The 22,145-nt window shown below is 70.4% G+C and carries 24 protein-coding genes; 16 read left to right on the top strand and 8 right to left on the bottom strand.

The annotated features are described in order from the left end of the window. Positions 1-6 precede the first annotated feature (6 nt). The 4 genes from rosA to STRCI_RS03165 are packed head-to-tail and all read left to right on the top strand — an operon-like array spanning position 7 to position 3,078. A complete protein-coding gene (gene rosA / locus STRCI_RS03180; RefSeq protein ID WP_269657268.1) occupies positions 7-1,050 on the top strand; it encodes a N,N-8-amino-8-demethyl-D-riboflavin dimethyltransferase RosA in 1,044 nt (347 codons plus the stop codon). A gap of 51 nt (positions 1,051-1,101) precedes the next feature. Continuing rightward, complete coding sequence (rosC, locus tag STRCI_RS03175) at positions 1,102-1,770, top strand: 8-demethyl-8-aminoriboflavin-5'-phosphate phosphatase (RefSeq protein ID WP_269657267.1); 669 nt, start codon at positions 1,102-1,104, stop codon at positions 1,768-1,770. A 13-nt stretch (positions 1,771-1,783) separates the two neighbouring features. After that, positions 1,784-2,569, top strand: a complete 786-nt coding sequence (locus STRCI_RS03170; protein WP_269657266.1) for a phytanoyl-CoA dioxygenase family protein — start codon at positions 1,784-1,786, stop codon at positions 2,567-2,569. Between the two features lie 35 nt (positions 2,570-2,604). Beyond that, complete coding sequence (locus STRCI_RS03165; protein ID WP_269657265.1) at positions 2,605-3,078, top strand: SRPBCC domain-containing protein; 474 nt, start codon at positions 2,605-2,607, stop codon at positions 3,076-3,078. 13 nt (positions 3,079-3,091) lie between these two features. Here STRCI_RS03165 and STRCI_RS03160 read toward each other — a convergent pair whose 3' ends face one another. Beyond that, complete coding sequence (locus STRCI_RS03160; RefSeq protein ID WP_269657264.1) at positions 3,092-3,658, bottom strand: AMIN-like domain-containing (lipo)protein; 567 nt, start codon at positions 3,656-3,658, stop codon at positions 3,092-3,094. 167 nt (positions 3,659-3,825) lie between these two features. Between STRCI_RS03160 and STRCI_RS03155 the strand changes: the two genes are divergently transcribed. Beyond that, positions 3,826-4,227 carry an SseB family protein gene (locus tag STRCI_RS03155; protein ID WP_269657263.1) on the top strand — a complete coding sequence of 134 codons (402 nt, stop codon included), beginning with the start codon at positions 3,826-3,828 and terminating at the stop codon, positions 4,225-4,227. Positions 4,228-4,441: 214 nt separating this feature from the next. Here the strand turns inward: STRCI_RS03155 and STRCI_RS03150 are convergent, their stop codons facing one another. The 7 genes from STRCI_RS03150 to STRCI_RS03120 all read right to left on the bottom strand — a co-directional run bounded on the left by STRCI_RS03150 (position 4,442) and on the right by STRCI_RS03120 (position 10,612). Then, positions 4,442-5,431: an AraC family transcriptional regulator gene (locus STRCI_RS03150; protein WP_269657262.1), complete on the bottom strand. Its 990-nt coding sequence runs from the start codon at positions 5,429-5,431 to the stop codon at positions 4,442-4,444. A gap of 47 nt (positions 5,432-5,478) precedes the next feature. Beyond that, positions 5,479-5,868 (bottom strand): MarR family winged helix-turn-helix transcriptional regulator, encoded by a 390-nt coding sequence (locus STRCI_RS03145; protein WP_269657261.1) that lies wholly within the window; start codon positions 5,866-5,868, stop codon positions 5,479-5,481. Between the two features lie 72 nt (positions 5,869-5,940). Next, complete coding sequence (locus STRCI_RS03140) at positions 5,941-6,291, bottom strand: VOC family protein (protein WP_269657260.1); 351 nt, start codon at positions 6,289-6,291, stop codon at positions 5,941-5,943. Between the two features lie 151 nt (positions 6,292-6,442). Then, positions 6,443-7,474 carry a LacI family DNA-binding transcriptional regulator gene (locus STRCI_RS03135; protein WP_269657259.1) on the bottom strand — a complete coding sequence of 344 codons (1,032 nt, stop codon included), beginning with the start codon at positions 7,472-7,474 and terminating at the stop codon, positions 6,443-6,445. Then, positions 7,471-8,376 carry a carbohydrate ABC transporter permease gene (locus STRCI_RS03130; protein WP_269657258.1) on the bottom strand — a complete coding sequence of 302 codons (906 nt, stop codon included), beginning with the start codon at positions 8,374-8,376 and terminating at the stop codon, positions 7,471-7,473. The genes STRCI_RS03135 and STRCI_RS03130 overlap by 4 nt, the downstream gene beginning before the upstream one ends. Further along, entirely contained in the window at positions 8,373-9,296 is a 924-nt protein-coding gene (locus tag STRCI_RS03125; protein ID WP_269657257.1) for a carbohydrate ABC transporter permease, read from the bottom strand. The genes STRCI_RS03130 and STRCI_RS03125 overlap by 4 nt, the downstream gene beginning before the upstream one ends. Further along, complete coding sequence (locus STRCI_RS03120; protein WP_269657256.1) at positions 9,293-10,612, bottom strand: ABC transporter substrate-binding protein; 1,320 nt, start codon at positions 10,610-10,612, stop codon at positions 9,293-9,295. The genes STRCI_RS03125 and STRCI_RS03120 overlap by 4 nt, the downstream gene beginning before the upstream one ends. 184 nt (positions 10,613-10,796) lie before the next feature. Here STRCI_RS03120 and STRCI_RS03115 point away from each other — a divergent pair, with 184 nt between their 5' ends. The 11 genes from STRCI_RS03115 to aspA all read left to right on the top strand — a co-directional run bounded on the left by STRCI_RS03115 (position 10,797) and on the right by aspA (position 22,139). Further along, complete coding sequence (locus STRCI_RS03115) at positions 10,797-12,818, top strand: beta-galactosidase (protein ID WP_269657255.1); 2,022 nt, start codon at positions 10,797-10,799, stop codon at positions 12,816-12,818. A 118-nt stretch (positions 12,819-12,936) separates the two neighbouring features. Next, the gene (locus STRCI_RS03110; protein WP_269657254.1) at positions 12,937-14,496 is read left to right on the top strand and encodes a glycoside hydrolase family 53 protein; all 1,560 of its coding nucleotides are present in this window, start codon (positions 12,937-12,939) and stop codon (positions 14,494-14,496) included. Positions 14,497-14,686: 190 nt separating this feature from the next. Then, positions 14,687-14,974, top strand: coding sequence for a helix-turn-helix domain-containing protein (locus STRCI_RS03105; RefSeq protein WP_269657253.1), 288 nt, complete (start codon positions 14,687-14,689; stop codon positions 14,972-14,974). Between the two features lie 9 nt (positions 14,975-14,983). Beyond that, positions 14,984-15,946, top strand: a complete 963-nt coding sequence (locus STRCI_RS03100) for an SMP-30/gluconolactonase/LRE family protein (RefSeq protein WP_269657252.1) — start codon at positions 14,984-14,986, stop codon at positions 15,944-15,946. 167 nt (positions 15,947-16,113) lie between these two features. After that, a complete protein-coding gene (locus STRCI_RS03095; protein ID WP_269657251.1) occupies positions 16,114-16,575 on the top strand; it encodes a fluoride efflux transporter FluC in 462 nt (153 codons plus the stop codon). Next, on the top strand, positions 16,572-16,928 hold the full coding sequence (locus STRCI_RS03090; RefSeq protein ID WP_269657250.1) for a DUF190 domain-containing protein: 357 nt from the start codon (positions 16,572-16,574) through the stop codon (positions 16,926-16,928). Before STRCI_RS03095 ends, STRCI_RS03090 begins: the two co-directional genes overlap by 4 nt. Then, positions 16,925-17,284 carry a fluoride efflux transporter CrcB gene (crcB, locus tag STRCI_RS03085; protein WP_269657249.1) on the top strand — a complete coding sequence of 120 codons (360 nt, stop codon included), beginning with the start codon at positions 16,925-16,927 and terminating at the stop codon, positions 17,282-17,284. Before STRCI_RS03090 ends, crcB begins: the two co-directional genes overlap by 4 nt. Before the next feature lie 136 nt (positions 17,285-17,420). Then, the gene (locus STRCI_RS03080; RefSeq protein WP_269664476.1) at positions 17,421-18,098 is read left to right on the top strand and encodes a FadR/GntR family transcriptional regulator; all 678 of its coding nucleotides are present in this window, start codon (positions 17,421-17,423) and stop codon (positions 18,096-18,098) included. Beyond that, positions 18,095-19,558 carry an amino acid permease gene (locus STRCI_RS03075; RefSeq protein WP_269657248.1) on the top strand — a complete coding sequence of 488 codons (1,464 nt, stop codon included), beginning with the start codon at positions 18,095-18,097 and terminating at the stop codon, positions 19,556-19,558. Before STRCI_RS03080 ends, STRCI_RS03075 begins: the two co-directional genes overlap by 4 nt. A gap of 40 nt (positions 19,559-19,598) precedes the next feature. After that, a complete protein-coding gene (locus tag STRCI_RS03070) occupies positions 19,599-20,615 on the top strand; it encodes an asparaginase (protein ID WP_269657247.1) in 1,017 nt (338 codons plus the stop codon). 114 nt (positions 20,616-20,729) lie between these two features. Continuing rightward, on the top strand, positions 20,730-22,139 hold the full coding sequence (gene aspA, locus STRCI_RS03065) for an aspartate ammonia-lyase (protein ID WP_269657246.1): 1,410 nt from the start codon (positions 20,730-20,732) through the stop codon (positions 22,137-22,139). The last annotated feature ends 6 nt before the right edge of the window (positions 22,140-22,145 follow it).

Genomic DNA, 22,145 nt, shown 5'->3' with positions numbered 1-22,145 from the left:
GGACTTATGCGGCCGGAAACGACCGAGAACCCCGAACGCACCGCGGCACAACGCCTCTACCAGTACAACGTCGACCTCAAGGTCGCCTTCGTGCTGTACGCCGTGGCCAAGCTGAACATCCCCGACCTCCTCGCCGACGGCCCGCGCACCACCGCGGACCTGGCGGCTGCGACCGGCTCCGACACACCCCGGCTGCGCCGCCTGCTGCGCGCGGCGGCCGGCGCCGACGCGCTGCGCGAGGTGCCCGCGGACAGCTTCGAACTGGCCCCGATGGGCGACCTGCTGCGCTCCGGCCACCCCCGCTCCATGCGCGGCATGACGACGTTCTTCGCCGAACCGGACGTCCTCGCCGCCTACGGCGACCTGGTGGAGTCCGTCCGCACCGGAGTCCCGGCCTTCCAACTGCGCCACCGGGAACCGCTCTACGACTTCCTTGCCCGGCCGCAACAGAAGGAAGTCCGCGACGAGTTCGACGCGGCGATGGTCGAGTTCGGCCAGTACTTCGCCGACGACTTCCTGACCTCGTTCGACTTCGGGCGCTTCACCCGCTTCGCCGACATCGGCGGCGGCCGCGGCCAGTTCCTCGCCGGAGTGCTGACGGCCGTCCCGTCGTCGACCGGGGTCCTCGTGGACGGGCCCGCGGTGGCCGAGAGCGCCCACAAGTTCCTCGCCTCGCAGCACCTGACCGAGCGGGTCGAGGTACGGATCGGGGACTTCTTCGACGTCCTGCCCACCGGCTGCGACGCCTACGTCCTGCGGGGAGTGCTGGAGGACTGGGCGGACGCCGACGCCGTACGCCTGCTCGTCCGCATCCGCCAGGCCATGGGCGACGCCCCTGAGGCCCGGCTGCTCATCCTGGACTCGGTGATCGGCGAGACCGGGGAGCTGGGCAAGGTGCTGGACCTCGACATGCTGGTGCTGGTCGAGGGCGAGCACCGGACCCGCGCCCAGTGGGACGACCTGCTGACCCGCGCGGGCTTCGACATCGCCGCCGTCCACCCGGCCGGGGACGTGTGGGCCGTCATCGAATGCCGCGGCACCGCGGGCTGACCCGCCGGTGGGCCCCCGGTGAACCGCTGAAGCACGGATACGGAGAACGTGGTGAGTGACGGACGCGAGAGCTTTCTCGAGGTCATGCGCTCGGTGTACGAGCGCTATCTGGTGGGGGTCCCCGGAGTCAGCGAGGTCTGGCTGATCCGGCACGCCGACTCCTACACCGGCCTTGAGGACTACGACGGAGACCCGCGCGACCCCGCCCTGTCCGAGAAGGGCAGAGCACAGGCACGACTGCTGGCGGCCCGGCTGGCCGGGGTCCCGCTGCACGGGGTGTGGGCCAGCGGAGCGAACCGCGCCCAGCAGACGGCGTCGGCCGTCGCCGCCGAGCACGGACTGCGCGTCCGGACCGACGCACGGCTGCGGGAGGTGCGCACCAACTGGGACGACGGACGGCCCAGCGAGCTGAAGCCGCCCGGCGTGTACCCCTTCCCCGAGCCGGAGAAGGAGGTCGCCGAGCGCATGCGGACCGCGGTCACGGCGGCCGTCGCCGCCACCCCGGCCGCGCCCGAGGGGACGACCCGGGTGGCGGTGGTCGGCCATGACTCCGCCCTGGTCATCCTGATGGGCAGCCTGATGAACCTCGGCTGGGGCCAGCTGGACATGATCCTCCCGTTGACCAGCGTCTCCGTCCTCGCCGTCAAGGACGAGCGGATGGTCGTCCGGTCCATCGGTGACGCGACCCATCTGGCCGCGGCCCCGTCCGACGTGGTCTGAGAGCGAGGCGCCGATGAGCAGCGAGGAACAGCGCATCGCCTACGCCGACCAGGGCTGGTGCCGGGCACCACGGGAGCTCGGCCCGGACGCGCTCGCCAAGGTGCGGTCGAGCGTCAGGGCCATCGCCGCGACGGAACGCCCCGAGGTGGTGTACGAGGAGGGCACCCGCACGGTCCGCGCCCTGCACGGGTGCCACCGCTACGACGAGGTGTGCGCCGAACTGGTCCGCCACCCGGTGCTGCTGGACCTGGCCGAGGCGCTGATCGGCGGGCCGGTCTACCTCTACCAGTTCAAGGTCAACATCAAGTCCCCACGCCAGGGCCGGAAGTGGCCCTGGCACCAGGACTACGCCTTCTGGGCCCACGAGGACGGCATGCCCGAGCCCGACGCGGTGAACATCGCCCTGCACCTCGACGATGTGCACGAGTCCAACGGGCCGCTCACCGTGCTCGACGGCTCGCACACGCTCGGCCTGGTGGCGACGGGCGAGGCCGCCAGCGGACGGGGCTGGCACGACCATGTCTCGGCCAGGCTCACGTACACGATCCCGGAGGACGAGATCCCCGGCCTGACCGCGAAGTTCCCGCCGCGTTCCCTGCTGGGCCCGGCGGGCACGGTCGCCGCCTTCCACCCCTCGATCGTCCACTCCTCCACCGACAACATCTCCGCGGACCGCAGGGCCGTCCTCCTGCTCACCTACAACTCCGTAAGTAACATCCCGACCCGGCTGACCCGCCCCGCCTTCCTGGTCGACCCCGACACCACCCCGGTGCGACGGCTGGCGAACGCGCTCGCCTGACCGCGCACCGGCCGGTGGCGCGCTAGGTTCGGGGCATGCACACCACACGGGTCTCCTGGCGGGTGAACGCGCGGCGCGCGGAGGTGTACCGGGCACTGCTGGACGCGGACGCGGTCGAGCGGTGGCGGGTGCCCGACGGGATGTCGGCGCGGGTGCATGTCTTCGAGGCCCGGGCGGGCGGTGCCTTCCGGGTCTCGCTCAGCTATGAGGTGCCGACCGGCGCCGGGAAGACGGAGGCGAACACCGACACCTACCACGGGCACTTCACCGAGCTGGTGCCCGACGAGCGGGTGGTGGAGGTGCTGGAGTTCGAGACCCCGGACCCGGCGCTGCGCGGCACGATGACGATGACCACCACCCTCAGCGACGCGGACGGCGGTGGCACGGACGTCCTCGTGGTGCACGAGGGACTTCCGGACGCGGTGCCCGCCGCGGACAACGAGACGGGCACGCGTATGGCCCTGGCCCGGCTGGCCGGGCTCGTGGAGAGCGGTCAGGGCCCCCGCTGAGGGGCCGGGCCGCTCAGCGGGCGCCGGTCCAGTTGTGGGCGACGTCCACGACGATCCGGTCGGTGAGCACCAGCACCCGGAACGGCAGCCGCGCGCGGACCCCGAGCCCGACGAGCGTCTCCCCTTCGAAGCTGCCGCCGAACCGGGTGTCCCGGAAGGTGCGGTAACCGGTCAGGTCGACCCCCGGTAGGGGCCTGCCCACCCGACCCGGATAGGTGGGTGCACCGGTCTCGTGGTCGTAGGCGGGCGCCGCGACCCGGACCTCCAGGACGGCACCGCCGGCGACGGGAATCGGACGGCCGGAGCCGTCCTGGTACAGCTTGGCCACGTACCGGACCGAGTAGCCGAGCCCGGCGCGGCCCGCGCCCGGCAGATCGACGACCATACGGTCGTAGCAGGCGTTCCGGCCGGTCCTGATGTTCTTGAGCGGTGTCGTCGTGGCGGTGGACCGGACCTCGGCCAGGCTGCCCCAGCCGGTCGGGCACGCCGTGGCGGCCGAGGCGGTGGCGGCGGGCAGGGCCGGCAGCGCCAGGGCGGCGACGGCGGCGAGGGCCACCCCTGTTGTTCTGATTCTTCGCATTGCGTCCCCCGAAGGGTGAGTGGTTCTGATATCAGGGGAGACAACCGTCCTGCCTCAATGGTTGCGGTACATCACGAAAAGCGGTTCCCCGGGATTCGTCGATGAATGCCCCGCTCCGGATCGGGTACGCGGCCCGCAGGACTGCCGCCGCTACCAGGGGATCTGTGATGGAGACACCCGAGAACCGCCAGACCGACACACCGGCCCGACAGGCACTGGACGCGCTCGTCGACAACCATGAGGACACCATGGCGCTGAACACCCTCGCCGGCAGCGAGGTGCTGGTGCCGGTGCCGGACGACGCCGGCGAGGAGGAAGCGACCGACCCGGGCACCGTCGCGCTGCCCGTGCTGGAGCAGCCGGGCGGTGAGCCCATGGTGCCCGTGTTCACCTCGGAGCCCGCGATGGCCGAGCTGCTGCCCTTCGTGGGCCGCTACCGGTTGGTGCCGCTGGGCGCGCTCGCCGCGCAGTGGCCCGCCGACGATCTGTCCCTGACCATCGACGCGGGCTCCGCGCATCCGCTCACGCTCACCTCCGAGGGCGTGCGCACGCTGCTGGCCCGGCCCTGAGGGGGTGGCCGGGCCGGGCCCGGCCACCAAGGGCTTGGAGGGGGAGCGGCCGGGCCCTCCGGGCGATGCTTCGCGCAGGGCCGAATGGCACCGACTCCGCTCGGTCCGCGCGGCTACCATCGCCGTCCCCCGACGATAGATCCGTCCCGCGGTCCCGTCGCTCCCTCTTGCGCGGCCCCTGTCCGCAAAACGCGGCGGACCCGGGCGGCCGGGCTCAGCGGAAGGTGCGCAGCGTCTGCGAGGGGGTCTCCCCGTACCGCTCCCGGTAGCGCCGCGCGAACCGGCCGAGGTGGGCGAAGCCCCACTGGTAGGCCACCTCCGCCACGGTCGTCGATCCGGGGGCGGCCGCCCTGAGCTGCCCGTGCACCCGCTCCAGACGCACCTCGCTGACGTACGCCATCGGCGGCATCCCGACATGCTTGCGGAACGCCTCCTGCAGGGTGCGCACACTGACCTGGGCGATCGCCGCGAGCCGCGCCGCGTCGTACGGCTCGGCGGGCAGTTCCTGTACGGCGTCCATGACCCGTTTCACCGCGGCGGGCCGCATCGGTGGGTGCGGGCCCTCCAGCTCGGCCCGGTAGGAGTGGTCCGAGGCGAGCAACAGCCCTTCGAGCAGGGTCTGTTCCAGGCGGCCGCGGATCAGGGGGCGGCGCAGCAGTCCCTGGGTGATCTCGTTGTCCAGCAGGAACCACTGGACGAGCCCGGCCCAGCTGCGGCCGGGGCCCCGGGTGACGTCGATGAACGGCTCGAAGCGCGGCGGGCGGCGCACCGGCCTGCCCAGCAGGGACTCGAGTCCGTGCAGCACGGCCTCTTTGTCGATCTTCACGGTCAGGCAGTGACAGTCGGGCGACCAGTCGTCGATGAGGATGTCGTAGCCGGGATCGAAGAAGACGGCCTGCCGCGTGGTGGCGAACCGGGCGTCGTCGCGGCCCTGTTGGATGGCGAACGCGCCGTGCAGCGGCACGGCCACGTGATAGACGCCCGGTTCGCCGAAGCCCATCCGCATCCCGGTGCCGAAGCTGACGTCGCCCACGACCAGCGTGTCGAGGTCGACGACGTTGAGGCTGGTGCAGAACTCCGCCGCGGTGCCCGTCACTTCGAGGCGCAGATCGTAGTAGTGAGCCGCTATCGCGTCGTGGCTCTCCTCCACTGAGCGCGTCGTGTAGGTGATGAACTCGGCGCTGACGTCGTCATCCACGGGCATGATGATGCCCAGGGGCCGGGATTTCGAACGGCCTACTGTCCGAATGTTCAGTCGTGCAGCATCCGGGCCAGCACGTTCCGCTGGAGCGGCAGCGCTTTGGCGTGCCGCTCCCGGCCCTTGTCGGTGAGGGCGACCCAGACGCCGCGCCGGTCCTCCAGGCAGACCGAGCGCTGCACCAGGCCCTCCTTCTCCAGCCGGCCGATGAGGCGGGACAGGGCGCTCTGGCTCAGATGCACCCTGCCGACGAGGTTCTGCACCCGGCAGTGCCCGTGCTCCTCGGGCGGGGCGGTGGCCAGGATGTCGAGCACTTCGAAGTCGCTCGCGCCCAGTCCGTGCGGATGCAGTGCGCGGTCGATCTCGCTCATCGTGCGGGCGTGCACCGAGAGGATGTCCCGCCACCGTTCCGCAAGCCCCGCACTGGCCGTTTTCGCTGCCATACGAGCACGGTAGCACCGATCCGGCCAATTATTGCCCGTGCAAATATTGCATATGCAAGGGGCATGGGCCGCCTACTCGGACGTGTCCTGGACCAGCCCGATCAGGTTCCCGTCCGCGCCCTTCACGGAGGCGATCAGCCGGCCGCCGCCGACGTCCTGCACGTCCTGAAGTGACTCCGCCCCGGCCTCCAGCAGGGCCGCGAGGGTCGACCGGATGTCGTCGACGTGCCAGTAGGGAACCGGCCCTGTCATGCCCTTCGCGTGGCCGTTGGGGTCCAGGCCGACATCCTGCCCGGCGTCCTTGTAGCCCACGTAGTACGGCTCGTCCGCGTACGGCTCCACGCCCAGCAGGGCGCCGAACACGGCCTTCGCCCGGTCGAGGTCCTTGACGGGGTAGATGATCGTCTGCACACCGGCGGTCATGAGGTACTCCTCGAGAGGATCGGCTCCGACGGCTGTCGTCGGTGCTTTCACGCTAGGACGGGGGACACCCTCGCGGCTTCTCGAAAACTGACCGCTTGCTCCAGCCGGGCGCTCCGCCGCCCCGGAGTGCGGGGCGACGGCGACCGCCGGGTCAGGTCGACTCGCGCTTGACCAGCTCCGTGGGCAGGATCACCGCGGCCGGGTCCTCGCCGCCGATCTGGGCCAGCAGCACCCGGACCATCTCGGCGCTGATCCGGTCCCAGGGCTGGCGGATGGTGGTCAGCTCGGGACGGGCGGCGAGGGCCGCGGGGGAGTCGTCGAAGCCGCCCACCGCGACATCCTGCGGCACCCGGCGCCCGGCCCGCTCCAGCGCCGTCAGCACCCCCTGGGCCATCAGGTCGGAGGCGACGAACACCGCGTCCACGTCCGGCGCCTGCGCCAGCAGCCGCTCGGCGCCCGCCTCACCGCTGGCCCGGGTGTAGTCGCCGGACACGATCAGCCGCTCGTCGAGCTCGACGCCCGCCTCGGCGAGGATCTCCTGGTAACCGGCGAGGCGCTCGACACCGCCGGGGGTGTCCAGCGGACCGGTCACCACGCCGATCCGGCGCCGGCCGAGCGAGAGCAGATGGCGCACCATGTCCCGGGCGCCGTCCCGGTCGTCCGCCGCCACATAGCTGACCTTGGAACCGAGCCCGATCGGCTTTCCGCAGGCCACCAGCGGCACCCCGGCGTCCCGCAGCTCCTGGGCGACCGGGTCGCCGGAGTGGCTGGAGACCAGCAGCACCCCGTCGACATGGCCGGCGGTGATGTAGCGCGTTATGCGCCGCCGTTCGTCCTCGGTGCCGGCCAGCATCAGCAGCAGCGGGATGTCGTGCGCGGCCAGTGCCTGGGTGCAACCACGCAGCAGGACATTGAAGTTGGGGTCCTCGAAGAACCGCTCCTGGGGCTCGGTCAGCAGGAAGCCGACCGAGTCCGAGCGGCCGGTGATCAGTGAACGGGCGTGCCGGTTCACGACGTAACCCGTCTTGCGGATCGCGGCGTTGACCGCCTCCGCGGCTGCGGGGCTGACGTAGTGGCCGCCGTTGAGGACCCGCGAGACGGTGCCGCGTGAGACTCCGGCCTCACGCGCCACGTCGTGGATCGTCGGCGGTCTGCGGCGGCCCCCCGTGTTGCTCATGGTCATGACTTTACGGCCCCGGACAGCAGATCAAGGCTCCAGAACCGCTGGATGACCAGGAAGAGGGCGATGAGCGGGACCACCGCGAGCAGCGCGCCGGTGATCACCAGGGTGTAGAGCGCGGGGGTGTTGGCGCCCTGTTCCAGGAGCGTGTGCAGACCGACCGTGATCGGGAACTTCTCGTCGTCGCTGAGCATGATGTACGGCAGCAGGAAGTTGTTCCACACGGCCACGAACTGGAAGAGGAACACCGTCACCAGACCGGGCACCATCATCGGCAGCGCGACCCGGGTGAAGATCCGCCACTCGCTGGCGCCGTCCATCCGCCCTGCCTCGATCACGTCGGAGGGTACGGCGGCGGCCGCGTAGATACGCGCCAGATACACGCCGTAGGGGGAGAGGATCAGCGGCATCAGCACCGACAGATAGGAGTCGGTGAGGTCGGCCTCGGCCAGCAGCAGGTACTGCGGGACGGCGAGGATGACCGGCGGCATCAGTACGCCCGCCAGCAGCACGTTGAAGATCGCCTCCCGGCCGCGGAAGCGGTAGACCGCCAGGGCGTAGCCGCTGAACGCGGAGACGACCGTGGAGAGCAGGGCGCCGAGACCGGCGTAGAGGGCGGAGTTGCCCATCCACTTCCAGTACACGCCATCGCGGTAGGCGTTGAGATCGCTGAGGTTCTCGGTGAAACCGGAGCCCGGCAGGAAGGTGAAGGTGGAGAACAGTTCGCTGCCGGACTTGGTGGCCGCGATCACCACCCAGGCGACCGGGAGCAGACAGTAGATCGCGCCGATCAGCAGTGTGATCGTGGGCAGCGGCGCGATCCGGCTGCGCCACGGCGGCCCCTGGGCGGTACCGGGCGTGGTGCCCGCCGCCGGCTCGGCCTTGCGGACGGCAAGAGAACTCATCGTGCTGCCTCCTGCTTCTGACGACGGTTCGCGGCGCGCAGGAAGCTGAAGGAGAGCACCAGCGTGGCGATGGCGATGATCACGGCCTGGGCCGCGGCCGCGTAGATGTCACCCTTGCCGAAGGCGTCCTGGTACACCTTCATCAGCGGACTCCAGGTCGTGGACACGGAGTTGGTGAGCGGCTTGAGAGTGGTGGGCTCGGTGAACACCTGGAGCGTGGCGATGATCGAGAAGAAGAAGGTCAGCACCAGCGAGGGCGCCACCATCGGGATCTTGATCTTCAGCGCGATCTGTGTCGGGGTGGCGCCGTCCAGCTTGGCCGCCTCGTACACCTCGGCCGGGATGGACTGGAGCGAGGTGTAGATGACGATCATGTTGAAGCCGGTGCCGCCCCAGACCGCGATGTTCGACAGGGCGAGATACAGCGGACCGCCGTCCAGCAGATCCGGCTGCGGCAGGCCCAGCCTGTCGAGCACGAAGTAGAAGGGGCTGACGTCCGGCAGGTAGAGGAAGCCCCACAGCAGCGCCGCGACCACACCGGGGATGGCGTACGGCAGGAAGATCGCCAGCCGGGTGAAAGGGGCCAGGCGCACCTTGTCGGCGTCGAGCATCAGCGCGAACAGCAGGGCGAGGCCCAGCATCACCGGCACCACGATGCAGCCGTAGCCGAGGACGCGCAGCGCGCCGTCGACCAGCTCGCTGTCGCCGAGGGCGTCGGTGTAGTTCTGGAACCCGGCCCAGACCTCCGTGCGGGCGCCGGCGCCGAGGCCGAGCCCGGAGACCTGCACCTTGCGGAAGCTGAGATGGACCGCGTAGCCGATGGGCAGTGCGAAGAAGAGCAGGAAGAGGATCGTTGCGGGGAGGAGGAAGGCGTACGGGGCCCCCTTGACCCCGTACGACCTCCGGCGTGCGGTGGTCACTCCGCGACCTCGAAGCCCTGCTTCTCCATGTCGGCGACGGTGTCGTCCTGCATGGTGTTCAGGGCGGCCACGAAGTCCGACTTGTTCTTGGCGGCGGCGCCGAACGCGTCCTTGAAGGTCGTGTAGGCGACGTTCACGTTCGGGCCCCAGGCGGACGGAGCGGTGCTCTTGGCGATCTCGGCGGCCTGGGTGTAGAAGTCGACCTGGTTCGAGAAGTACTCCGGCGGGCTGGTGAACGCGCCGGAGGTCTGGGCGTTGGTGGCGGCGGGGTAGATGCCGCTCTCCTTGGCCAGCGCCTGCAGGGCCGCGCCGTCGGTGTTCAGCCAGGCGGCGAACTTGGCGGCGGCCGCCTGGTGGTCGGAGTCCGTGGTGACGGCGGTGGAGGAGCCACCCCAGCTGCCGGTGACGTTCTCGCCCTCGGACCACTGGGGGAGCGGGGCCATGGCCCACTTGCCCTTGGTGTCGGGCGCGGCCGTGGTCAGCGTGCCCGGGGCCCACACCGCGGAGACCCAGGCGATCTGCTTGCCGGTGTTGAGCGCCTTGTTCCAGGCCGGGGTGTACATCGGCTGGTTGTCGATGGCGCCCTCCTTGACGAGGTCGCCCCAGAACTTGGCGACCTTCTGGGTCGCCGCGTCGTTGATGCCGACCTTCCACTGCTCGCCCTCGGTGGTCCACCACTGGGCGCCGGCCTGCTGGGCCAGGCCCGCGAAGAGACCGGAGTCGTTGGCGGAGAACGTGGTGAGGTCGGTGTCCGGGGACTCCTTCTTCAGCTTCCCCGCGGTCTCGGCGAACTCCTCCCAGGTCTTGGGGACTTCGAGGCCGTACTTCTTGAAGAGGTCCGCGCGGTAGTAGAACATCATCGGGCCGATGTCCTGCGGGACCGCGTAGACCGCGTCCGTGCCGAGCGTGGTCTGCTGCCACACGCCGTCGGCGAACTTGCTCTTCGCGTCGCCGGTGTCCTTGGCTATGTCGGCCAGCGCGTCATTGCTGACCAGGGTCGGCAGCGCCTGGTACTCGGCCTGCACCAGGTCCGGGGCCTTGCCGGCCTTGTGCGCGGTGAGGATCTTGGTGACCAGCGTGTCGCCGGACGCCTGCTTCTTCACCGTGACCTTGATCTGGTCCTTCTTGCCCGGGCCGTTGTTCCAGAGGTCGACGACCTTGTCCATGCCGGGCGTCCAGGTCCAGTACGTCAGCGAGACCGGTCCCGACGCGGCCTCGGTCTCGTCGTCGGACGAGCCGCACGCGGCGAGCGTGGTGGCTCCGAGGACGACGGCGATGGTGGATGCCACGAGGCGGCTGCGCCTGGTGTTGGGCATGGATCTCTCCCCTGACCTGGGGTTCCCGCCTGCTGCGAGAACCTGCCATGCTTCTGTGAGCGTTCACAGTAGAGAAACATCCCGGACACTTGTCAATGGTTGTTGCTGTGCGGTTATGTTGGGCTCGCGCCACGGATGATGTGTGTGCACGTTCCCAAATGATCGATTACCCGGGAGAGATTCCATGCCGGAGACCACCCCCAAGGGCCTCACCAGGCTCGCCTTCGGTGGGGACTACAACCCCGAGCAGTGGCCGGAAAGCGTCTGGCAGGAGGACGTCCGGCTGATGCGCGAGGCCGGCGTCACGATGGTGAGCGCCGGGATCTTCTCCTGGGCGCTGCTGGAGCCCGCGCGCGGCGCGTACGACTTCGGCTGGCTGGACCGCCTGCTCGACCTGCTGCACGACAACGGCATCCGGGTCGACCTCGGCACCCCCACCGTGGTCCCGCCGGTCTGGTTCTACCGGGAGCACCCCGAGGCCCTGCCGCTGGCCGCCGACGGCACGCGCTACGAGTTCGGCTCCCGCGGCGCCATCTGCCACAGCAACGCCGACTACCGCGCCGCCGCCGCCGACATCACCACCAGGCTCGCCGAGCGCTACGCCGACCACCCGGCGCTGGCCATGTGGCACGTGCACAACGAGTACGGCGTCCCCGTCTCCGCCTGCTACTGCGACTCCTGCGCCGCCCACTTCCGCCGCTGGCTGGCCACCACCTACGGCACCGTCGAGGCGGTGAACGAGGCCTGGGGCACCGCCTTCTGGGGCCAGCGCTACACCGGCTTCGACCAGATCAACCCGCCGCGCACCACACCGACCGTCGGCAACCCGGCCCAGGCGCTGGACTACAAGCGGTTCGCCGACGCCACCATGCGCGAGAACTTCGTCATGGAGCGGGACATCCTGCACCGCCTCACGCCCGGCGTCCCGGTGACGACCAACTTCATGACCGCCCTCAGCCAGTGCGACTCGGTCGACTACTGGGCCTGGGGCCGTGCGGTCGACATCGTCACCAACGACCACTACCTGATCACCGACGGCCGCCGCACCCACGTCAACCTCGCCATGGCCGCCGACCTCACCCGCTCGGTGGCCGGGGGAGCGCCCTGGATCCTGCTGGAGCACTCCACCTCGGGCGTCAACTGGCAGCCCCGCAACCCCGCCAAGGCCCCCGGTCAGATGGCCCGCAACTCCCTGGCCCATGTGGCGCGCGGCTCCGAGGGCGCCATGTTCTTCCAGTGGCGGCAGTCCCGGCGCGGCGCCGAGAAGTTCCACTCGGCGATGGTCCCGCACGGCGGCACCGACACCCGCGTGTGGCGCGAGGTCGTCGAGCTCGGCGCGTCCCTGGACTCGTTGAGCACGATCCGCGGCACCCGCACCCGGGCGGATGTGGCCGTCCTGTGGGACTGGCACTCCTGGTGGGCGCAGACCCTCGACTGGCGCCCCAGCGAGGACCACGACCCGCGCGAGCGCGCGGACGCCTTCTACGAGGCCCTCTACGACCGCCACCTCACGGTCGACTTCGCCCACCCCGAGGCCGACCTGTCGGCCTACCCCCTGGTCGTCGTCCCCGCCCTCTACCTGATGACGGAGGCGGCCGGGAACAACCTCAGGGAGTACGCCGAGAACGGCGGCACCCTCGTCGTGTCGTACTTCTCCGGCATCGTCGACGAGCACGACGCCGTGCACGAGGGCGCCTACCCCGGCGCGCTGCGGGACGTCCTGGGCCTGACCGTCGAGGAGTTCTCCCCGCTGCTCAAGGGCGACACGGTCCGGATCACCGGCCCCGACGGCGCCGAGCTCACCGGCGACGTCTGGACCGAGTTCGTGGTGCCCGGCGAGGCCGAGACGGTGTGGACCTACGCCGACGGACTCACCACGGGCCGCCCCGCCGTCACCCGGCACAAGCTCGGCGCGGGCACCGCCTGGTACGTCTCCACCCGCCTCGACGCGCACGGCCTGGAGGCCCTGCTCGGCCGGGCCGCCGAGGACGCCCGGATCGCCCCGCGCGCCGATCTGCCGCACGACGTCGAGGTGGTCCGCCGGGCCGGCGAGTCCGGCGACTACCTCTTCGCGATCAACCACAGCCCGTCGGACGCCAAGGTGCCGCTGGAAGCGCCCGGCACCGAACTGCTCACGGGCGAACGAGCCGCGGGCCGCCTCGAAGTGCCCGCCGGAGCCGTCCGGGTCGTCCGGCTCGACGGCTGAACCGACTCCCCTCCGCCCGCGCGTGCCACGAGAGCCGCGGGCGGAGGGGCGCCCCGCACCGGCCGCTCGATGCGGGGCACCCCCAACCCCATTCACGTCGAAGGGACGACGGACGCCGATGTTCCATCCCAGACGCACCCTCAAGGCCCTGCTGCCGCCGCTCGCGGCCGGGCTCGCCCTCACCGCCCTGCCCGCGCAGACCGCCCAGGCGGCCAGCACCCTCACCAACGGCGGTTTCGAGTCCGACGGCGCGGGCGCCGCCGCTCCGGCCGGCTGGTCCGAGTACGGCACGACTGCCGCCTCGTTCTCCGAGTCCGGCGGCCACGGCGGGAGTTATCGCCTCAGCCACTGGTCGTCGTCCGCCTACAAGGTGGAGACGTACCAGTACCTCTCCGGGCTGACCAACGGCAATTACAGGCTCACCGCCTGGGTCCGCTCCGGCGGCGGGCAGAACTCCGCCTACATAGCCCTGAAGAACTGCGGCGGCACCGAGCAGCGCACCAACCTCCCGGTCTCCAGCAGCGGTTGGATCCGGATCGTGGTGCCGGTCAGCGTCACCAACAACCAGTGCACCATCAGCATCAACAGCGACGCCAACGCGGGCAACTGGCTCAACGTCGACGACCTGACCTTCGCCTCGGGCACCGGCGGCACCTCGATCAAGGGCTCCGACGTCTCCTCCCTCGCCAAGAGCGAGGCCCTCGGCGGCAGTTACAAGAACAGCTCCGGCACGACCGGCGACGCGCTCGCCATCCTGAAGTCCGCCGGGCAGAACTACGCCCGCGTCAAGGTCTGGGTGAACGCGGCCGACGGCTACAACGGCAAGGCGGAGGTCCTGGCGCTGGCCAAGCGCATCAAAGCCCAGGGCATGAAGCTCCTGGTGGACTTCCACTACTCGGACACCTGGGCCGACCCAGGCGCCCAGAGCAAGCCCGCCGCCTGGTCCGGCCACTCCTACAGCCAGCTGAAGACGGACGTGTACAACCACACGTACGACGTGCTCAACGCGCTGAAGGCGCAGGGCACCACCGCCGACATGGTCCAGGTCGGCAATGAGATCAACGGCGGCATGCTGTGGTCGGAGGGCTCCACCGACAACTGGTCGCAGCTGGCCGGACTGCTCAACAGCGGCTACGACGCCGTCAAGGCGGTCAACTCGTCCACGACCGTCGCCCTGCACCTCGCCAAGGGCGGTGACCTCTCCGGCACCCGCTGGTGGTTCGACAGCGCGGTCGCGGGCGGCGTGAAGTTCGACGTCATCGGCCTGTCGTACTACGGCTACTGGCACGGCACGCTCTACGACTTCCAGACCACCCTGGACGACGCCGCGACCCGCTACGGCAAGCCGGTCTTCGTCGCCGAGACGGCCTACCCCTTCCGGCTCGACAGCGAGGACACGCACGAGAACATCATCGACCTCGACAGCGAGCTCGTCTCCGGCTACCCGGCCACCACCGCCGGCCAGACCCGCTGGATGAACGACATCGCGAGCATCGTGGAGGCCGTCCCGAACGGCCGTGGACTGGGTGTCTTCTACTGGGAGTCGACCTGGACCGCGGTCTCCGGCAACGGCTGGGACCCGACCGATGCCTCCTCCGGCAATGGCTGGGAGAACCAGGCCCTGTTCGGCTACGACGACAAGGCGCTCCCCGCGATGACGTGGTTCAGCCACCGCTGACCCATCACGGGCACCGGGGCCCGGCCGCGGGAACGCGCGGCCGGGCCCATTCCTCGGACCAGGGACGAACTGCCGTCTCTCGTACGGCAGTTCGGTACCGGCCAAGACGTGGAGAGTGCCGGACATGTCGGCATCGTCTGCGGGACAGTGGGAACACGCGCTTCGAGGAGGACCGGACGGAGGGGACGCGATGTTGAGGACACCTGTGAACGAGAGGCGTCTGGACATCCTGGAGTGGCTGAAGGATCCGGCCGCGCACTTTCCGGCCCAGCGGCACGGCGATCCCGTGGAGGACGGCGTCACCTCCGACAGTGTCGCCGCCAAGCTCGGGGTCGACCGCCCGGTCGCCGACAGTCATCTGAACCTGCTCGCCGGGATCGGCCTGCTGCGCACACGCAGGATCCGGCGGCGCGTCTACTACCGGCGCGACGAGGTCCGTATCGCCGAGGTCGCCCGGATGTTCGAGAAGGGCTGGTAGGAGGAGCGCATGAACCATCCCCGCACGCTGGTCCCGCACCGGTATCTCGCCATCGGCGGCCGCGGCCCCGAGGACGTGGTGGCCGACACCCGCGGCCGGGTCGTCACCGGAGTCGAGGACGGCCGCATCCTGCGGCTCGACCGCCTGGCCGACCCCGTCCGCGCCCGTGTCACCGTGCTCGCCGAGACCGGCGGCCGCCCCCTCGGCCTCGAACTGCTCACCGACGACTCCCTGTTGGTCTGCGACGCCGAGCGAGGACTGCTCCGCGTCGACCTCACCGACGGCACCGTCCGCATCCTCGCCGACTCGGTGGCGGGGGAGCCGCTCCGGTTCGCCAGCAACGTCGTCGCCCTGTCCGACGGCAGCATCTGCTTCACCGTCTCCAGCCGCCGCTACGGCCTGGAGCAGTGGATCGGCGAGCTGACCGAACACACCGGCACGGGCCGCCTGCTGCGCCTCGCGCCCGGCGCGGACAGCCCCGAAGTCCTCCTGGAGGGACTGGAGTTCGCCAACGGCCTCGCGCCGAGCGCCGACGAGTCCTTCCTCGTCGTCGCCGAGACCGGCGCCTGCCGCCTCACCCGCTACTGGCTCACCGGCCCGAAGGCGGGCCGGGCCGAACCCTTCGTCGAGGGCCTGCCCGGCATGCCCGACAACCTGTGGCGCGGCGCCCCCGACGGCCCCCTCTGGGTCGCCCTCGCGGGTCCCCGGGTCCCGCCCCTGGACCTGCTGCACCGTGCCTCGCCGGCGGTCCGCCGGGCCGCCGCCCGCGTCGCCGTGCGCGCCCCCTTCCGCCCCACCGGCACGATCGGCGTCCTGGCCGTCGACGACACCGGCACGACCGTCCACCACCTGACCCGCCACCGCTCCCGCTTCCGCATGGTCACCAGCGTCTGCGAGGCCGCCGGCCACCTCGTCCTGGGCAGCGTCTGGGAAAGCGGCATCGCCCTGTGCGAGCCGCCCGCCCCGAAGTGACCTGCCCGAACACCCCGCGTTACGCTGGTTCCCGGCCGCGCTGATCCTCGCGGCGCGGCGGTGGGGCCCGCCGTACCCGAACCGCGGCACAGTCGCCGCCAACGGTCCCTACTTGCACTGGCGCGTGCCCGCAGTCCCGGGCCCCGGCGAGTAGGAGACCCACGACCATGACAGCCCCCGGCACCGAGAGCCCGCCGGCCCGGACCCGCCCCGCGCGAGCGCCCCTCCTGCGCGGTCAGGGCCCGGTGGTCGCCGTGGTCGCGGCGGGCGGCGCCCTCGGGGCCACGGCCCGCTACGCGCTGACCCTGGGGTGGCCCCTCCAGCCGGGCGGATTCCCCTGGGTGACCTTCTGGACCAATGTCGCCGGCTGCGCCGTGATCGGCGTCTTCATGGTCCTCATCACGGAGGCGTGGCCCGCCCACCGCCTGGTCCGCCACTTCCTCGGCACCGGAGTGCTCGGCGGCTTCACCACCTTCTCGACGTACGCCGTCGACATCCGGGGACTGATCGACTCCGGTCACCCGGAGACGGGCCTGGCCTACCTGGCCGCGACCCCTCTCGCGGCTCTCACGGCGGTGTGGCTCGCCGCGACGGCGACCCGCCGCGTCCTGAAGCGGAGGCAGCCATGACGCGACTGACCGGCCGCGCGCTGCGCGTGACCGTCTTCGTCGGCGAGCACGACACCTGGCACCACCGGCCCCTGTACAGCGAGATCGTGCACCGCGCCCACGCCGCGGGGCTGGCCGGAGCCAGCGTCTTCCGCGGCATCGAGGGATTCGGCGCCTCGTCCCTGATCCACACCTCACGGCTGCTGTCCCTGAGCGAGGACCTTCCGGTGGCGATCGTGATCGTCGACACCGAGGAGCGGGTGCGGGCCTTTCTGCCGCGGCTCGACGAACTCGTCACCGAGGGGCTGGTGATCCTCGACGACTGCGAGGTCATCCGGTACGCCGGCCGCGGCGAAGGTGAGAACCCGACGTGAACTGGCTGCTGGTCGTCGCGGGCGCCGTGGTCGGTGCCCCGCTGCGCTATCTCACCGACCGTGCGGTGCAGTCCCGGCACGACTCGGTGTTCCCCTGGGGCACCTTCGCGGTCAACATCACCGGCTGTCTGATCCTCGGCCTGGTCACCGGAGCCGCGAGCACCGACGTCCAGCTGCTGCTCGGCACCGGACTGTGCGGGGCGCTGACGACGTACTCGACCTTCTCCTACGAGACCCTCCGGCTGGCCGAGACCGGCGCCGGGCGCTACGCCGTGGCGAACGTCGTCGGCAGCGTGACCCTCGGCCTGGGCGCGGCCTTCGCGGGGGTGTGGCTCGCCGGGGCGATGTGGGGATGAGGCATTCATGGACCACGGCCCGCTGAAACTTTCCTTTCACCCGCCTTGACAGCACCCTCCCGGCCCCCGGAGTATCACTCCCGTGAACCTGTCAGACAGCCGGACAGCCGGACAGCCTCCCCGACGCATCAGCGCCATGGAAGCGGTGCTCGCCCACCTGCGCGCCGCCATCGAGCGCGGCGAGTACGCCGTGGGGGACAAACTCCCCTCCGAGGCGGAGCTGTGCCGCACCCTGGAGGTCAGCCGCCCGGTGCTGCGCGAGGCCCTCAGGGCCCTGCAGACCATGGGCCTGACCGTCTCCAAGACCGGCAAGGGCACCTTCGTCGTCGCCAACACGGTCGAGGACCCGACCTTCGGCGACTACGCGGCCAGCGATCTGCTGGAGGTGCGCCGGCACGTCGAGATCCCGGTCGCCGGGTACGCGGCGGTGCGCCGCACCCCCGAGAACCTCGACCACCTGGCGCATCTGCTCGACCGTATGGAACGCGAGACGGACACCACCGCCTGGGTCGCGATGGACACCCTCTTCCATCTCGCCGTGGCCGAGGCCGCCCAGAACCCGGTCTTCCGCCGGGTGATCGAGGAGATCCGGGACGCACTGGCGCGTCAGTCGGCCTTCCTGAACGAACTGGGCGGCCGCCGGGAGCAGTCCAACCGCGAGCACCGGGCGATCGTCGAGGCGCTGATCGACGGTTCCGAACTCGACGCCACCGATGCCATGGCGCATCACCTGGACCGCGTCGAGACCACCCTCACCGACATCGTGCGCCCCGGGCACACGAGCACCACCACGGAAGGCGGACCCGAGCGTTGAGCGAGCAGTCCTTGCACAACGAGGTGCAGACCACGCACGACGGCGTGCAGAAACGTTCCGGCCATGTGGACGCCGGAGACGCGGGCTACAGCAAGTCCCTGAAATCCCGGCACGTCAACATGATCGCCATCGGCGGCGCCATAGGCACCGGCCTCTTCCTCGGCGCCGGCGGCCGCCTCGCCGACGCGGGCCCCTCCCTCTTCATCGCCTACGCGGTCTGCGGAGCATTCGCCTTCCTCGTCGTGCGCGCCCTCGGCGAACTCGTGCTGTACCGGCCCTCGTCCGGCGCCTTCGTGTCGTACGCCCGTGAGTTCATGGGGGAGAAGGGCGCGTACACCGCGGGCTGGATGTACTTCCTCAACTGGGCCACCACCGGCATCGCCGACATCACCGCGGTCGCCACCTACACCCACTACTGGGGCATGTTCTCCGACATCCCGCAGTGGGTGATCGCGCTCATCGCCCTCGCCGTCGTGCTCACCGTGAACCTGATCTCGGTGAAGATCTTCGGCGAACTGGAGTTCTGGTTCGCCATCGTCAAGGTCGGCGCGCTCGTCGTCTTCATGTGCATCGGCATCTTCCTGCTGGTCACCCAGCACCCCGTCGACGGCACCACCCCCGGCCCCTCCCTCATCACCGACAACGGCGGAATCTTCCCGAGCGGCCTGCTGCCGATGCTGCTGATCATCCAGGGCGTCGTCTTCGCCTACGCCTCCGTCGAGTTGGTGGGCGTCGCCGCGGGCGAGACCGAGAACCCCGAGAAGATCATGCCGAAGGCGATCAACTCGATCATGTGGCGCGTCGGCCTGTTCTACGTCGGCTCCGTCGTCCTGCTCTCGATGCTGCTGCCCTGGACCTCCTACACCGCGGGCGAGAGCCCCTTCGTCACCGTGCTGTCCAACATCGGCATCCCCGCGGCCGGCGGCGTCATGAACCTGGTCGTGCTCACCGCCGCCATGTCCTCGCTCAACTCCGGCCTGTACTCCACCGGCCGCATCCTGCGCTCCATGGCGATGTCCGGCTCCGCCCCGAAGTTCACCGGCGTGATGAGCCGCAGCCAGGTCCCGTACGGCGGCATCCTGCTCACCAGCGGTATCTGTGTCCTCGGCGTGGGCCTCAACTTCGTGGTCCCCGCCGACGCGTTCGAGATCGTCCTCAACTTCGCGGCGATCGGCATCCTCGCCACCTGGGGCATGATCATGCTCTGTCACCTGCTCTTCTGGCAGAAGACCCAGAAGGGCGAACTCACCCGCCCCGGCTACCGACTGCCGGGCTCCCCCTGGACCGAACTCGTGACGCTGGCCTTCCTTGCCTCCGTCCTGGTCCTCATGTACGCCGACGGAGGCGCCGGCCGCACCACCGTGCTGTGCCTGCCACTGATCGTCGGTGCACTGGTCGCGGGCTGGTACGGCATCCGCCGCCGGACCGCGACCGCCGCAACCCCCAAGGCCGACGCGTGACCCGCGCCCCGGCCGTCACCCACTCATGAATCAGGCAGTCATGTTCAGCAGTTCCCTCGCGGACCCACCCCTTGTCCGTGAACCCCTCCACGCCCCCGTCGCCCACCTGATCCGCGGCGGGGTCGTGGAGGGGATCCACTACGGCTCGGTCGTCGTCCTCGGTCCCGAGGGCGACGTCCGGCTCCAACTCGGCGACATCGAGGCCGCGTTCTATCCGCGCTCGGCCCTCAAGCCCGTCCAGGCTGTCGCCATGGTCCGGGCCGGACTGCCCCTCGACAGCGAACTCCTCTCCCTCGCCGCGGCCAGCCACTCCGGTGAGGAGCGGCACCTGGCCGGTACCCGGCGGATCCTGGAACTCGCCGGTGTCTCCGAGAGCGATCTGCGCAACGTCGCGGACATGCCGTTCGGCCCGGACGTGCGCGACGCGTGGGTCCGGGAAGGGCGTCAGCCGTCCCAGCTCGCCCAGAACTGCTCCGGCAAGCACGCGGCGATGCTGTACACCTGCCGGTTGAACGGGTGGCCGCTGGAGGGGTATCTCGACCCCGGGCACCCGCTTCAGCAGGCGATCGCCGAGATCGTCGAGGACCTCACGGGGCAGCGCGTCGCGCAGGTGACCGTCGATGGGTGCGGGGCGCCGTTGTTCTCCGTCTCGCTGCACGGGCTTGCCCGGGCCGCGGCTCGGATCACCACCGCGGTGCCCGGTACGCCCGAGGCTCGGGTCGCGGATGCGATGCGGGACCACGCGGAGATGGCGTCCGGGGCGGGGCGGGACGTGGCCGCGCTGATGCGGGCCGTGCCGGGGCTGCTCGCGAAGGACGGCTTCGAGGGTGTGCAGGTCGCCGCGCTGCCTGATGGGCGGGCTGTTGCCGTGAAGATTTCCGACGGGGCGAATCGGGCGCGGATTCCTGTGGGGGCGGCGGCGCTTGCTTGGGCCGGTGTTGATCCCTCGTTGCTCACCGAGTTCCAGGGTGAGGCGCTTCTTGGGGGAGGGCGAGCGGTTGGGTTTGTGCGGCCCGTTCGTTCGCTGGAGCCGGTTGCTGTTGCGCCCTGCGCCTAATCAGGTGCCTCGCCTGTTGTTTTGCGGCTGCGGGGCCGTTGTGGCTGGTCGCGCAGTTCCCCGCGCCCCTAGGTAGCTTGCTCATCCCTTCTTGGAAAGAGGACCCTCTCCCTCATGAACGCCGTCACTCGCCGCGAGCACGATCTGCTCGGCGATCGGGACATTCCCGCCGACGCCTACTGGGGTGTTCACACCCTGCGCGCCACCGAGAACTTCCCCATCACCGGTACGCCGATTTCCGCCTATGCCCACCTCATCGATGCGCTGGCCGCCGTCAAGGAGGCTGCCGCTCTCGCCAATGAGGAGTTGGGGCTGCTGGAGCCCGCGAAGGCGGACGCCATTGTCGCGGCCTGTCGGGAGATCCGGGCCGGGAAGCTGCACGACCAGTTCGTCGTCGATGTCGTCCAGGGCGGCGCGGGCACCTCGACCAACATGAATGCCAACGAGGTTGTTGCCAACCGGGCGTTGGAGCTGCTGGGACACGCCAAGGGCGAGTACCGGTACCTGCACCCGAACGAGGACGTCAACCTCAGCCAGTCGACCAACGACGTCTATCCGACCGCCGTGAAGATCGCGACCGTGTTCGCGGTGCGCGGGCTGCTCAAGGCGATGGCCGTGCTCCAGGACTCCTTCGCCCGTAAGGCCGTTGAGTTCCGTGATGTGCTGAAGATGGGCCGTACGCAGCTCCAGGACGCGGTGCCGATGACCCTCGGGCAGGAGTTCTCCGCGTACGCCGTCATGGTCGACGAGGACCGGTCCCGGCTCGCCGAGGCCGTCGAGCTGATTCATGAGATCAACCTCGGCGCCACGGCCATCGGTACGGGGCTCAACGCGCCCGCCGGGTACGCGGAATCGGCCCGCCGGCACCTCTCCGAGATCACCGGGCTGCCGCTGGTGACCGCCGCCAACCTGGTCGAAGCCACCCAGGACTGCGGTGCGTTCGTCCAGATGTCCGGCGTGCTGAAGCGGATCGCGGTCAAGCTCTCCAAGAGCTGCAACGACCTGCGGCTGCTGTCGTCCGGGCCGCGCGCGGGGCTCGGCGAGATCAACCTGCCGCCGGTGCAGGCCGGTTCGTCGATCATGCCGGGCAAGGTGAACCCGGTGATCCCCGAGGTCGTCAATCAGGTCGCCTTCGAGGTGATCGGCAACGACGTCACCATCACCATGGCCGCCGAGGCCGGACAGCTCCAGCTGAACGCCTTCGAGCCGATCATCCTGCACTCCCTGTCGGAGTCCCTCACCCATCTGCGGGCCGCCTGTCTCACCCTTGCCGAGCGCTGCGTGGACGGCATCACCGCCAACACCGAGGAGCTGCGCCGGACCGTGGAGAACTCCATCGGCCTGGTCACCGCCCTCAACCCGCACATCGGGTACACGGCCGCCACCGACATCGCCAAGGAGGCCCTCGCCACCGGTCGCGGGGTCGCCGAACTCGTCCTGGAGAAGGGCCTGTTGCCCGCCGGCACGCTCGCTGGTCTGCTGCGCCCCGAGGTGCTCGCGGGCAGCGGCTCGCCCGTCGTCTGAGCTGCG

The organism is Streptomyces cinnabarinus (assembly GCF_027270315.1).
Lineage (GTDB): Bacteria > Actinomycetota > Actinomycetes > Streptomycetales > Streptomycetaceae > Streptomyces > Streptomyces cinnabarinus.
Note: the sequence above shows the minus strand (reverse complement) of the source record. Positions and strands in the feature narration are given on the sequence as shown.

Excerpts from the sequence above, each read along its gene's own strand:
- STRCI_RS03160 (WP_269657264.1), bottom strand. The coding sequence starts at position 3,658 with ATGCGAAGAATCAGAACAACAGGGGTGGCCCTCGCCGCCGTCGCCGCC.
- STRCI_RS03155 (WP_269657263.1), top strand. The coding sequence starts at position 3,826 with ATGGAGACACCCGAGAACCGCCAGACCGACACACCGGCCCGACAGGCA.
- STRCI_RS03145 (WP_269657261.1), bottom strand. The coding sequence starts at position 5,868 with ATGGCAGCGAAAACGGCCAGTGCGGGGCTTGCGGAACGGTGGCGGGAC.
- STRCI_RS03105 (WP_269657253.1), top strand. The coding sequence starts at position 14,687 with ATGTTGAGGACACCTGTGAACGAGAGGCGTCTGGACATCCTGGAGTGG.
- STRCI_RS03130 (WP_269657258.1), bottom strand. The coding sequence starts at position 8,376 with ATGAGTTCTCTTGCCGTCCGCAAGGCCGAGCCGGCGGCGGGCACCACG.
- STRCI_RS03150 (WP_269657262.1), bottom strand. The coding sequence starts at position 5,431 with ATGCCCGTGGATGACGACGTCAGCGCCGAGTTCATCACCTACACGACG.
- STRCI_RS03135 (WP_269657259.1), bottom strand. The coding sequence starts at position 7,474 with ATGACCATGAGCAACACGGGGGGCCGCCGCAGACCGCCGACGATCCAC.
- STRCI_RS03100 (WP_269657252.1), top strand. The coding sequence starts at position 14,984 with ATGAACCATCCCCGCACGCTGGTCCCGCACCGGTATCTCGCCATCGGC.
- STRCI_RS03120 (WP_269657256.1), bottom strand. The coding sequence starts at position 10,612 with ATGCCCAACACCAGGCGCAGCCGCCTCGTGGCATCCACCATCGCCGTC.
- STRCI_RS03115 (WP_269657255.1), top strand. The coding sequence starts at position 10,797 with ATGCCGGAGACCACCCCCAAGGGCCTCACCAGGCTCGCCTTCGGTGGG.
- rosA (WP_269657268.1), top strand. The coding sequence starts at position 7 with ATGCGGCCGGAAACGACCGAGAACCCCGAACGCACCGCGGCACAACGC.
- STRCI_RS03110 (WP_269657254.1), top strand. The coding sequence starts at position 12,937 with ATGTTCCATCCCAGACGCACCCTCAAGGCCCTGCTGCCGCCGCTCGCG.
- STRCI_RS03140 (WP_269657260.1), bottom strand. The coding sequence starts at position 6,291 with ATGACCGCCGGTGTGCAGACGATCATCTACCCCGTCAAGGACCTCGAC.
- STRCI_RS03090 (WP_269657250.1), top strand. The coding sequence starts at position 16,572 with ATGACGCGACTGACCGGCCGCGCGCTGCGCGTGACCGTCTTCGTCGGC.
- STRCI_RS03070 (WP_269657247.1), top strand. The coding sequence starts at position 19,599 with ATGTTCAGCAGTTCCCTCGCGGACCCACCCCTTGTCCGTGAACCCCTC.
- aspA (WP_269657246.1), top strand. The coding sequence starts at position 20,730 with ATGAACGCCGTCACTCGCCGCGAGCACGATCTGCTCGGCGATCGGGAC.
- STRCI_RS03170 (WP_269657266.1), top strand. The coding sequence starts at position 1,784 with ATGAGCAGCGAGGAACAGCGCATCGCCTACGCCGACCAGGGCTGGTGC.
- STRCI_RS03080 (WP_269664476.1), top strand. The coding sequence starts at position 17,421 with ATGGAAGCGGTGCTCGCCCACCTGCGCGCCGCCATCGAGCGCGGCGAG.
- STRCI_RS03095 (WP_269657251.1), top strand. The coding sequence starts at position 16,114 with ATGACAGCCCCCGGCACCGAGAGCCCGCCGGCCCGGACCCGCCCCGCG.
- STRCI_RS03165 (WP_269657265.1), top strand. The coding sequence starts at position 2,605 with ATGCACACCACACGGGTCTCCTGGCGGGTGAACGCGCGGCGCGCGGAG.